Source organism: Actinomycetospora sp. ABD4_176, assembly GCF_056311855.1.
Genome location: NZ_CM149974.1, coordinates 3,442,128 through 3,454,256, shown reverse-complemented (window position 1 = coordinate 3,454,256; position 12,129 = coordinate 3,442,128). Strand labels below are relative to the sequence as shown.

The 12,129-nt window shown below is 76.1% G+C and carries 6 protein-coding genes; 4 read left to right on the top strand and 2 right to left on the bottom strand.

All coding sequences use genetic code 11. From position 1 onward, the window contains the following. Nucleotides 1–203: 203 nt before the first annotated feature. From ACYX4T_RS16750 to ACYX4T_RS16740, 3 genes are all read left to right on the top strand, one after another. Nucleotides 204–1,658, top strand: coding sequence for a dynamin family protein (locus tag ACYX4T_RS16750; RefSeq protein WP_476010428.1), 1,455 nt, complete (start codon nt 204–206; stop codon nt 1,656–1,658). An 89-nt stretch (nt 1,659–1,747) separates the two neighbouring features. After that, nucleotides 1,748–2,704 carry a hypothetical protein gene (locus ACYX4T_RS16745; protein WP_476010427.1) on the top strand — a complete coding sequence of 319 codons (957 nt, stop codon included), beginning with the start codon at nt 1,748–1,750 and terminating at the stop codon, nt 2,702–2,704. Between the two features lie 96 nt (nt 2,705–2,800). After that, nucleotides 2,801–4,609 (top strand): Hsp70 family protein, encoded by a 1,809-nt coding sequence (locus tag ACYX4T_RS16740; RefSeq protein ID WP_476010426.1) that lies wholly within the window; start codon nt 2,801–2,803, stop codon nt 4,607–4,609. 9 nt (nt 4,610–4,618) lie between these two features. Here the strand turns inward: ACYX4T_RS16740 and ACYX4T_RS16735 are convergent, their stop codons facing one another. Then, nucleotides 4,619–7,276: a helix-turn-helix transcriptional regulator gene (locus ACYX4T_RS16735; RefSeq protein WP_476010425.1), complete on the bottom strand. Its 2,658-nt coding sequence runs from the start codon at nt 7,274–7,276 to the stop codon at nt 4,619–4,621. Between the two features lie 364 nt (nt 7,277–7,640). Between ACYX4T_RS16735 and ACYX4T_RS16730 the strand changes: the two genes are divergently transcribed. Further along, on the top strand, nt 7,641–9,836 hold the full coding sequence (locus ACYX4T_RS16730; protein ID WP_476010424.1) for a protein kinase domain-containing protein: 2,196 nt from the start codon (nt 7,641–7,643) through the stop codon (nt 9,834–9,836). 394 nt (nt 9,837–10,230) lie between these two features. Here the strand turns inward: ACYX4T_RS16730 and ACYX4T_RS16725 are convergent, their stop codons facing one another. After that, nucleotides 10,231–12,060, bottom strand: a complete 1,830-nt coding sequence (locus tag ACYX4T_RS16725; protein ID WP_476010423.1) for a hypothetical protein — start codon at nt 12,058–12,060, stop codon at nt 10,231–10,233. Nucleotides 12,061–12,129: the final 69 nt, after the last annotated feature.

Below are 12,129 nucleotides of genomic sequence, written 5' to 3'. Positions count from 1 at the left end.
CCCCGCCCCGCGGCGTCCCGGGTCCCGGTGGGCCCGGTGGGCCGAGCCGCCCCGCTGGCCCACCCGGTGGCGTCGGCGGCCCACCCGGGCCGGGTGGCCCGCCCCGCGGCTTCCCCGGACCCCCGCCCGGACCGCCCGGACCGCCCGGACCGCCCGGACCGCCACGTCCGGCGCCGCCCCCGCCGTCGTCGCTGCTGACCCGCGTGCGGGGCCTCCTGGCGCAGGCCCAGCAGATCTACGCGGGCGGGCCCGCGCTGCCCGGTCTGCAGGCGGCGGCCGCCCGGCTCGAGGAACCGCTGCGGGTGGCGATCGCCGGCCGGATCAAGTCGGGCAAGTCGACGCTGCTCAACGCCCTGGTCGGGCAGGAGCTCGCGGCCACCGACGCGGGGGAGTGCACGCGGGTCGTCACCTGGTACCGCGACGGCCTCACCTACCGGGTCATGGCCCACCCGCACCAGGGCCCGCCCCGGCAGCTCCCGCCCGGGCCCGCCGGCGGCCTGCTCGACAGCGACCTCGGTGGCATGCGCGCCCAGGACATCGACCGTCTCGTCGTCGACTGGCCCTCGCCGTCGCTCAAGACGATGACCCTCATCGACACCCCGGGCATGGACTCGCTGACCACCGAGCTCGCCCGGCGCACCGAGACGGCGCTGGACGAGCACGGCGGGGGCCCCGGCACGGCCGACGCCGTCGTCTACCTCATGCGCCACATCCACACGTCCGACATCCGGTTCCTCGAGACGTTCCGCGACGACCCGAGCGAGCGCCGGCCGATCAACACCCTCGGCGTCCTGGCCCGGGCCGACGAGGTGGGCCACGGCCGCCCCGACGCCCTCGAGAGCGCCGCGCGCGTCGCCGACCGCTACCGCGTCGACCCGCGGGTGCAGGCGCTGTGCCAGACCGTCGTCCCGGTCGCGGGCCTCCTCGCGTCCACCGCGGCGACCCTGCGCGAGGACGAGTTCCGCGCCGTCGAGAAGCTCGCCGAGGCGCCGGAGGACGACGTCGAGGCGCTGTTGCTGACCGCCGGCCGGTTCGCGCACCGGGACGTGCCCGACCTCGACCTCTCGCCCGCGCGCCGGGCCGCGCTCCTCGACCGGTTCGGCCTGTTCGGCGTCCGGCTCTCGGTGCGCCTGCGCTACACCGGCGTCGCCGGCACCGCGGGCGCGCTCTCGCGCGAGCTGCTCACCCGCAGCGGCCTGCAGCCCCTGCGCGAGGCGCTGCTCAGCCGCTTCGCCGGGCGCGCCGAGGTGCTCAAGGCCCGGTCGGCGCTGCTCGCCGTCGAGTCCGTGATCCGGCGCTACCCGGTACCGGCGGCCCAGCAGCTGCTGCACGAGCTCGAGATCGTCAACTCCGGGGCGCACGAGTTCGCCGAGGTCCGCCTGCTCGACGGCCTGCGCGTCGGGTCCCTCATGCTCACAGAGACCGAGCGGGAGTCCGCGGAGCGGCTGCTCGGCGGCGGGGGTGTCGAGGTCCGGCAACGGCTGGGGCTCGAGCCCGACACCCCGCCGGCGGAGGTCCAGCGGGCGGCGCGCGCGGCGCTCGCCCAGTGGCAGCGCCGTGCCGAGCACCCCGCGTCGGCCCGCGACGTCCGGCAGGCCGCGCGGATCCTGGTGCGCACCTGCGAGGGCCTGGTCGTCGGCTCGCTCGGGTCGTGGTGACCGCGATGAGCAACACGCCGCCGGGCCGCACCGGAAACCGAGTAGCCGTTGCTCATGACCCCCGGTCCGCCCCGCCCGAGACTCGTGCCGTGACCGTCGCCCGCACCCCCGGTGCCGTGCCCCCCGGGATGCCCGCGCATCTCTGGGAGGCCGCGAAGCGCGACGTGCGCGGGGTGATCCCCGACTGGCTGCGCAGCGCGAAGGAGAACGGGGCGGACGCGCCGGCGCACATCCGCGAGGTCGCCCGCCGGGCGGCGAAGGCCGGCGCGGGGCTCGGGTTGGCGATCGCCGTCGGCACCCAGGTCGACGCCGCCGCGGCGGGGACCGACGGCCCGGCCGGCCCCGCGGTCGCCGCCGTCGCCCACACGACCCCCGACGTCCCGCTCCCGCCGGGCGAGGGGCCGGCGCTGGCGGAGTCGTTCCGCGTGCTCGACCCGCAGGGCGTCGACGACGGCTGGCTCTCGGTCGAGCTGTACCAGGACGTGGTGGTCAACGAGGTGGTCAGCGGGGTGGCTGACGGGGCCTACCACGTCGACGCCTTCCAGTACCTGGTGGTCTCCGACGACGCCGGTGGGCGCTACGTCTTCAAGGAGCACCACCACGCCGCGGTGTCCGAGCCCCCGGCCCGCGAGACCGACCTGCTCATCCACGAGCGCGGCCAGGTGCACGTCGTCGAGAACCCCGACGGCAGCTTCTCGGTCGACACCGTCAGCTACGACCGCAGCGTCAACGGCGTCAGCGACCCGGCGCCCGCCGGCGGGCTGAACGACGGGCCGGACGACGAGCTCGTCGACCCGCCAGACGACCTCCCCGACTGGACACCGCCGACACCGCCGGCGCGGGTCCCGGCGCCGGCGGTGTCGCCCGAGGACGAGCACCTCGCCGGCGGCCCGGAGCCCGTCGACGACCCCGATGCCCCCGACCCGACCACCGCCGTCGCCGACCCGGACGCCGCCGAGAACGGGCCGGGGACGGCCGCCGCGGCGGAGCCCGACGACGACGGCCCCGGTCACGACCCGCCCGACCCGGGCGACCTCGCCGTCTGACCTCGCCGTCTGACCTCGTCGTCTGACCGGCGACACGACCGGCGCGACCCCGCACCCGACACCCCCACGACCGCACGAGCGAGAGAGGAGATTCCGGTGGGCTACGGACTCGGAGTGGATCTCGGAACCACCTTCACCGCCGCGGCGGTCGACCGGGACGGCCGCGTGGAGATGGCCACCCTCGGCGACCGGGCCGCCGCCGTGCCCTCGGTGATCCTCATCCGCGAGGACGGTGCCGTCCTGACCGGCGACGCCGCGGAGCGGCGCGCGGCCACGGAGCCCGACCGCGTCGCCCGCGAGGTGAAGCGCCGCTTCGGCGACCCGATGCCGCTGATCCTCGGCGGCTCGCCCTACGCGGCCGGCGACCTCATGGCCCGCCAGCTGCGTGACGTCGTGCGGGCGGTCAGCGAGCGCGAGGGCGGGATGCCCGACGTCGTGACGCTGACCCACCCCGCCAACTGGGGCCCCTACAAGCGCGAGCTGTTCGACCAGATCCCGCGCCAGGCCGGCCTGCGCAACGTGCAGATGATCACCGAGCCGGAGGCGGCCGCCGCCCACTACGCCACCAACGAGCGTCTCGAGGACGGCGCCACGGTCGCGGTCTACGACCTCGGCGGTGGCACCTTCGACGCCACGGTGCTGCGCACGGCGGGGAAGGGCTTCGAGCTGCTCGGGACGCCGGAGGGCATCGAGGGCCTCGGCGGCATCGACTTCGACGAGGCGGTGTTCGCCCACGTCGACCGCGTGCTCGGCGGCCCGGTCTCCGCGCTCGACCCGTCGGACCCGCACGCGACGAGCGCCGTGATCCGGCTGCGGCAGGACTGCGTGCTCGCCAAGGAGGCCCTCTCGGCCGACACCGAGACGACGATCCCGGTGATGCTGCCGTCGCTGCAGACCGAGGTGCGGCTGACCCGCGGCGAGTTCGAGGACATGATCCGCCCGTCGATCACGGCGACGATCGCCTCGCTGCGCCGGGCGCTCGAGTCGGCGAACGTGCGCCCCGAGCAGCTGACGACGGTCCTGCTCGTCGGGGGGTCGTCGCGGATCCCGCTGGTGGCCCAGATGGTGTCCGCGGAGCTGGGGCGCCCGACCGCGGTCGACGCCCACCCCAAGCACGCGATCGTCCTGGGCGCGGCCGGCATGGCCCACACCGAGTACGTCCACGGCGGCACCGCGCCCGGCGTCACGACGGGCCCGCAGGTGTGGCGCACCGCGGCGGCGGCCACCACCGCCGTCGGTCCGATGACCGGCCCGTCGTCGGGCACCTTCCGCCGTCCCGGGACGCTGCCGCCGCCGCGGCGCACCGGCCCGCCGTCCGGGGCGATGCCGGTGGTCGGCGGCGTCCCCATCACCTCGGTGATGCCCGGCGTCGGGCCGCCGGTCCCGGGGCGCGGACCGGCGCCGGCCGGGACGCCGGCGGCCGGCCTGCCGGCCCCCGCGCTGCAGGGCGCCCCCGAGCCCGGGCCCGAGCGCCGCCGGCGCGTGCCGATGGCCGTCGCCGGCGCGCTGCTGCTGGCACTGCTCGCCGGCGGCGGCACCTACGTCTACCGCGTCGCGTCCGCCGAGAGCCCGGCGCCCACCGACGCCTCGATCGTCGCGCCGCCGCCCGCGGCCGTGGTGCCGGCGCCGGTACCGGTCGCGCCCGTGGCCCCGGCCGCGCCGGCCGGGGAACCGGCCGCGGGCTCGTCGGGCGGGAGCCGGCAGGGCGAGAGTGCCGCCCGACGGGCGCCCAGCGGCGGCGGTGGCGGCGGTGGGCGCAGCGAGCGCACGACGTACCGCACCACCGAGCCGCGCCCCTCGCGCACGACCGACGGCGGCACCACCGACGGCGGCAGCACCGACGGCGGCACCAGCGACGGCGGCGGGAGCAGCTCGGGGAGCGGCTCGGGCAGCAGCGGGTCCTGACGCCCGGGATCAGCGGGCGACGTGGAGACCGGCGACCTGCGAGAGCTCCCCGCGCCCGGACACGCCCAGCTTCGCGTAGACCGCGCGGAGCACGTTGTCGACGGTGCGCACCGAGACGACGAGCTGCTCGGCGATCGCCTTGCTGGTCAGCCCGGTCGCGGCCAGCGACGCGATCTCCAGCTCGCGGCGCGTCAGCTCCGTCGACGCCTCGAGGAGCCCCAGCGCCGGGGTCCGCGCGTCCTCGCACTCCTGGGCCCACGCGCGGGAGCGGGCCGCCGACGCCCGCGCGGGCACGGTGCTGCCGTCCGCGCGGTGCACCGCGGACGCCTGGGCGGCCACCTCGGCGGCGAGCAGGAGCGCCCCGAGCGCCGCGAAGCGCCCGGCGACCTCATCGAGGGTGGCGCCGTCGCGCGCGCTCAGGGCCCGCGAGTGGGCGACCATCACCGCCGGCAGCGCGCCGTCGAGGTCGGCGGCGAGGACCTCCAGCTCGTCGGCCACCACGCCGGTGGCCCGCAGCCGGATGACGGCGTGCAGTGTCTGGAGCCGGTGCCCGGGGTCGTCGGGCGTGGTGACGGCGGCGATCGCGGCCTCGGTCGCGGCCGACACCCGGCCCTCGACGCCGAGCAGCCAGACGCCGGCGGCGGTCTGCCAGCCGTTGAGCAGGCCGCCGCCGGGGACGTCGTCGGCGGTGTCGAGCACGGTGCGGGCCTCGGCGAGCTCCCCGGACGCGGCGAGGGCCATCGACAGCTCGGCGGCCAGCGGCACCGCGAAGCAGAAGCGCGACGCGGACACCGCGGCCCCCGCCTCCCGCAGCCAGCGCGCGGCGGCCCGGACCCGGCCCCGGCGGCCCGCGACGATCCCCTGCCACGTCGCGTAGAGGGCCACCGGCGTGCGCAGGCCCTGCGCCAGCGCCTCGGCGTACCCGTCGCGGGCGAGCTCGTCGGCGTGCTCCAGGTCGCCGGCCTGCAGGTCGGCGTACCAGGAGGCCGCGAGGAACTGGAACCGCAGCCAGCCGCCGCTCGGGTCGCCGTCGCGCTCGATCCTCGGCAGGCCGCGCGCGACGAGCTCCCGGGCACGGCCCAGCAGGCCCGCGCGGGCGGCGGCGAACGCGGCGACCGAGAGCGCGGCGACGCGGACCTCGGGGGGCTCGGGGTCGGCGGCGTCGGGGGCGAGCAGCGGCTCGAGGCGGTCGAGGGCGGCGCGGGGCCGGCCCTCGAGCAGCGCCGAGACCGCCCGCAGCCACGTCACGCCGGCGGGGGCCTCGCCCGCGGCGACGGTCTGCTCCAGGGCGCGCAGGACGTCGCGCGCCCCGACGACGTCGTGCAGGCCCCAGGCCGCGTTGGGCACGCGGACGAGGGCGGACGCGACGAGCGCGGACGCCGGGGCCGAGCCCGCCTCCGGGCGCGCCGCCACCTCGGCGAGCACCGCCTCGGCCTCGCTGAAGCGGTCGGCGGCGACCAGGGCGCGGGCGAGCTGGAGGCGCACCTCGACGGTGCCGCCGGAGTCCGCGGCGGCGCGCAGCAGCTGGTCGGCGAGCCCCGCGTCGGCGGCCGCCGCGTCACGGGCGGCGGCGAGCAGCTCGTGCGCGTCGGCCTCCTCGCCCTGGCCGACCCGGAACCCGAGCAGCCGGCTGCGGTCCTCGCCACGGCGGGTGCCGTGCGCCTCCATCGCCCGCGCGAGGCGGTGGTAGGCCTGGCGCTCCTGCAGCGGGGTGGCCTGCTGGCGGAGGATCTCGGCGTAGAGCGGGTGCTTGAGGCGGACGTTCACCCGCCGCCCCTCGCGCAGCGACTCGACGAGCCCCCGGCGCTCCAGCGTCGCGAGCACCGACGGCGAGACGAGCCCGGCCGCGACCTCGCTGCCGAGCGGCTGCCCGAACGCGAGCAGCCGCAGCAGGTCGCGCTCCGGGGCGGCGAGCGTGCCCATGCGGGCCTCGACCATCTCCACCAGCCGCGACGACGGCTCGAACGGCCCCTCCCAGCGCCACACCGCCCCGTGCTGGCGCAGGGTGCCGTTCTCGCGCGCGCCGTCGACGAGCTCGCGCAGGAAGAGCGCGTTGCCCAGCGCGTACCGCCACAGCCGCTGCAGGGCCGCGCCGTCCACGTGTCCGCCGAGCGCGCGGGCCACCAGCTGGTCGCTCTGGGCGCGGTCGAACTCACCGATGTCGAGGCGGTCGACCAGCCCCTCCTTCCAGAGCGCGAAGATCGGGTCCGGGACACTGAGCCCGGTCGGTGCGGTCACCACGAGGAAGGCGTCGCCGGAGACGGCGAGCTGCTGGAGCAGGACCGCCGAGGTCGTGTCGAGGACGTGCGCGTCGTCGACGGCGAGGACGAGCTGGGTGCCGGGCTCGGGGCGCAGGGCGCGCCGCGCCTCGTGCAGCAGGTGGCCGGTCAGCGCGTCGCCGTCCGGCACCGTCTCCGTCCCCGGCAGCAGGTGGCTCATCGCGCCGAGCGGGATGTCCTGGGTCGAGCGGCTCGCCATCACCCAGACGGGCGAGACCTCGGGACCCTCCGTGGTCGCGATCGCGGCCAGCGCCGCTCGGGCCAGTCGGGTGCGACCGACGCCGGGCGGGCCCACGAGGAGCACGCCGGCGCACTGACGTGTCGAGGCGAGGTGGACGATCGCGGACAGCGTCTCGGAGCGCCCGACCAGCGGCCAGACCTCCGGCATGGCGCCGTACCTCCTCGGCTCCGCGCTCCCACCCGCGCCCGTGCGTGCCTCGTATGGTTCACGGAGCGTACAGGGAGGACAAGGTGTCGATCGGCCGGGGCGACCGGGCACATCGGTCCGGTCCGATGCCGTGACCAGCGCGATCATCCGGCGGCGGGGTCGGCGTCGGCGGCGGGGCGGTCGCGCGGCGCTCGGGTGCCCGGGGGGCTCGGCGTCACCCGGACGGCGGCATCGCCCGTCCCCGGCCCGCTCGGCGACGGTCGGGGTGGAACGGGGCAGGAACAGGACCGCGCCGTGGGGGCACGGCGATAACCTACGGCGCGGGTCGTCCGGGGGGCGCCGGCCGGGACAGGGGTGTGATCAGGTGGCCGCCGAGGGCGAGGTGTTCGGCCCGTACCAGCTGAGGCGTCTGGTCGGACGCGGCGCGATGGGTGAGGTGTGGGAGGCCTTCGACACGCGGCGTGAGCGTCCTGTCGCGCTGAAGCTCCTCGGCGGCGCGGTGGCGGCCGACCCCCAGTTCCGGGCGCGCTTCGCGCAGGAGGCGCGGGTGACCGCGAGGCTGTCCTCGTTGCACGTCATCCCGATCCACGACTTCGGCGAGATCGACGGCCGCCTCTTCGTCGACATGCGGCTCGTCGACGGCGGCGACCTCGCGGCCGTGGTCCGCGCCCACCCGACGGGCCTGCCGCCCGCCCGCGCCGTCGACATCGTCGGGCAGATCGCCGAGGCCCTGGACGCGGCACACGACGCCGGCCTCGTGCACCGCGACGTCAAGCCGTCGAACGTGCTGCTCACCGGGCAACGCACCGGCGACTTCTGCTTCCTCGTCGACTTCGGCATCGCTCGCATCGCCGGGGCGGGCTCGTCGCACCTGACCACCTCCGGGACCGTGCTGGGCACCACCGCCTACATGGCGCCGGAGCTGTTCAGCGGCGAGACGGCGACCTTCCGCAGCGACGTCTACGCGCTGGCGTGCCTGTTCTTCGAGCTGCTCACCGGGCGCCGCCCCTACGCCGGCCCCGACCCGGTGGCGCACATGGGCCAGCACGTGCACCAGCCGGTGCCCGCGCCCTCGTGGTCCCGCGCCGACCTCGCGGTGTTCGACCGGGTCGTCGCCACCGGCATGGCGAAGGACCCCGCGCACCGCTACCCGACCCCCGGGGCGCTGGCCGACGCGGCGCTCGCGGTGGGGCGTCCCGGTCCGGGGGCCGCGCCGGTCGGGGCCACGACGTCCCTGCTCGGCACGGGCCGCGGCGGCCCGCCTCCCGCTCCGACCCGCCACGGTCCCCCGGGCTCCGGGTGGCCCACCCCGGACGGCGCGCGCACGGGCACCGTCACGGGCCCGGTGACGGCCCCGTCCTCGGCGTCGTCGGCGTCGTCGGCGTCGGCAGCCCCGGCGTCGGCCCCGTCGGGTGCGCCCGACGGGACCACGACCCCCGGCGGACCCCCGCCCCCGCCCGCGCTGGGGGCGACGGGGAAGCGCCGGCCGTGGCGGTGGGCCGCCGTCGGGCTCGCGGCGCTGGTGATCGTCGCGGCCGGCGTGGTCGGCGCGGACCAGGTCTCCGACTTCCTGTCCCCGGGATCGGTGCCGACGGCGCAGGCCGTGGACCCGCCGGTACAGAGCCCGCGGTGGGTCGAGCTGAGCCCCGACGGGCGCCGGGCGTTCGTCAGCGGCCAGGGCGGCAGCCCGACGCCGTCGCCGTCGGTCGCCCTCGTCGACACCGCGACCAACCGGCTCACCGGCACGGTCCCGGTCGGCACCTTCCCCGGCGACCTCGCGGTCAGCGGCGACGGGACGCGGCTGTTCGTCAGCGAGCGGGGCTCGGAGGCCGCGCCCGGGAGCGCGCTGGCGATCATCGACACGGCGGCGGGCAGCGTCTCGGCGCAGATCGAGATCGGGGTGGCGCCGTCGGGCCTCGCGCTCAGCCCCGACGGGCGGCGCGTGTACGTCGCCAACGAGGGGACGAACGCCGAACCCGGCAGCACCGTGTCGGTGGTCGACCTCGCGACCTCGGCGGTGGCCGCGACCGTGCCGGTCGGCCAGGGCCCCAGCGGCCTCGCGATCACCCCCGACGGGCGCAAGCTCTACGTCGCCAACGAGGGGGTGCTCACCGGTGTCGGCAACACCGTCTCGGTCGTCGACACCGCGACCAACGCGGTGACCGCGACGATCCCGGTGGGCGACACCCCGCGCAGCATCGCCGTCCGCCCCGACGGGCGCTACGCCTACGTCGCGAGCCAGGGCACGCAGCAGGCGCCGCAGGGCTCGGTCAGCGTCGTCGACACGACCACCGACACCGTGACCGCCACGATCACCGAGGGCGTCGGCGGACCGATCGGCGTGGCGGTCACGGGCGACGGCCGCAACGTGCTGGTCACCAACTACGGGGGCGACGCCGCGCCCGGCTCCACCGTGACCGTGATCAACAGCCGCGACGACGCCATCGGCACGGTCCCCGTCGGTCCGCTGCCTTTCGGGGTCGCCACCTCCCGTGACGGCACCCGCGCCTACGTGACCAGCCGTACGGAGTTCTGGCAGCTCGACTTTCCCGCCCGCTGAGCAGCCCGGCGACATCGCGACCTCAGCAGGTGCCGTGGCCGTCTCCCGGAGTGAGTAGCCGTCGAGAGCGCAGGCGTGCGGCGACGGGACGAGGCCGCGGCATTGGGGTGAGGAGAAGTAACAGGTATCGGCCCGGACTGGTGCCCGCCGACCCCTCTGAGCCCTCAGACGTCCCTCGTAGCCAGGATCGATCCGTCACGCGACGCCGGTGGGCCGGCCTCGGCGTCGCTGCTCGAGGTCCGGTATCGACGGTCGACGCCCGAGTAGTACCCCTCGCCGGGCCGCGGGCATGAGTAGGTCCCTACTCATGACGGTCATTCCCGTGATCACCACTCTGGGTGACGTCACCGCGGACCTCCACCGGTCGGCCCTCTCGGCGCGACACGGAACCTTGTCACCCGGGCCGCGGCCACCAGCGACGAGAGGACCGGAGATGTCGGAGACCTTGGAGCCGACGGGGACGAGCGGCGGGAACCTGTTCCAGAACCAGCAGGGTGCCGGCGGGGACGGCGGGAACCAGTTCAACCAGCAGGGTGTCGCCGGGGGCGGCGACAGCGGCGGCGGGAACCTGTTCCAGAACCAGCAGGGTGCCGGCGGGGACGGCGGGAACCAGTTCAGCCAGCAAGGTGTCGCCGGGGGCGGTGACAGCGGCGGCGGGAACCTGTTCCAGAATCAGCAGGGCGCCGGCGGAGCCCCTCCCTATCACTGCCCACTCCACGGCGAGCGGGCTCTCTGTCCGGGGGAGTGCGACTACCTCCAGGACTACGTCGCCGACTGGGGCGACCCGCTGCAGTTCAACCAGCAGGGTGTCGCCGGTGGCGGTGACTCGGGCGGGAACTTGTTCCAGAACCAGCAGGGTGCCGCTGGTGGTGGCGGCGGGAACCAGTTCAACCAGCAGGGTGTCGCCGGTGGCGGCGACAGCGGCGGCGGGAACTTGTTCCAGAACGCTCAGGGTGCCGCTGGTGGTGGCGGCGGGAACCAGTTCAACCAGCAGGGTGTCGCCGGTGGCGGCGACAGCGGTGGCGGGAACTTGTTCCAGAACCAGCAGGGCGCCGGTGGTTCTGGTGGGAACCAGTTCAACCAGCAGGGTGTCGCCGGTGGCGGTGACAGCGGTGGCGGGAACTTGTTCCAGAACCAGCAGGGTGCCGCTGGTGGTGGCGGTGGGAACCAGTTCAACCAGCAGGGTGTCGCCGGTGGCGGTGACTCGGGCGGGAACTTGTTCCAGAACGCTCAGGGTGCCGCTGGTGGTGGCGGCGGGAACCAGTTCAACCAGCAGGGTGTCGCCGGTGGCGGTGACAGCGGCGGCGGGAACTTGTTCCAGAACCAGCAGGGTGCCGCTGGTGGTGGCGGCGGGAACCAGTTCAACCAGCAGGGTGTCGCCGGTGGCGGTGACAGCGGCGGCGGGAACTTGTTCCAGAACCAGCAGGGTGCCGGTGGTTCTGGTGGGAACCAGTTCAACCAGCAGGGCGTGGCCGGTGGCGGCGACAGCGGTGGCGGGAACCTGTTCCAGAACGCCCAGGGCGCCGGCGGGAACGGTGGGAACCAGTTCAACCAGCAGGGTGTCGCCGGTGGCGGCGACAGCGGTGACTCGGGCGGGAACCTGTTCCAGAACGCCCAGGGCGCCGGCGGGAACGGCGGGAACCAGTTCAACCAGCAGGGTGTCGCCGGCGGCGGTGACTCGGGCGGGAACCTGTTCCAGAACGCCCAGGGCGCCGCGGGTGGCGGTGGTGGGAACCAGTTCAACCAGCAGGGCGTGGCCGGGGGCGGCGACAGCGGCGGCGGGAACCTGTTCCAGAACGCCCAGGGCGCCGGCGGGAACGGCGGGAACCAGTTCAACCAGCAGGGTGTCGCCGGTGGCGGCGACTCGGGCGGGAACCTGTTCCAGAACCAGCAGGGTGCCGGGGACGGCGGCAACCAGTTCAACCAGCAGGGTGTCGCCGGTGGCGGCGACAGCGGCGGGAACCTGTTCCAGAACGCCCAGGGCGCCGGTGGTTCTGGTGGGAACCAGTTCAACCAGCAGGGTGTCGCCGGCGGCGGAGGTTCCGGCGGTGGGAACCTGTTCCAGAACGCGCAGGGCGCCGGAGGCAGCGGCGCGGGCGCCCAGTTCAGTCAGCAGGGCCTGGCCGCGGGTGCTGCCGGCTCGGGTTCGAGCGAGGGCGGCGGGAACCTGTTCCAGAACGCCCAGGGCGGCGGCGGTTCGGGCGGGAACCAGTTCAACCAGCAAGGCATCGCCGGTGGCGACGACTCGGGCGGGAACCTGTTCCAGAACCAGCAGGCTGCCGGCGACGGTGGG

Coding starts and splice junctions, on each gene's coding strand:
- ACYX4T_RS16735 (WP_476010425.1), bottom strand. CDS start 7,276: ATGCCGGAGGTCTGGCCGCTGGTCGGGCGCTCCGAGACGCTGTCCGCG.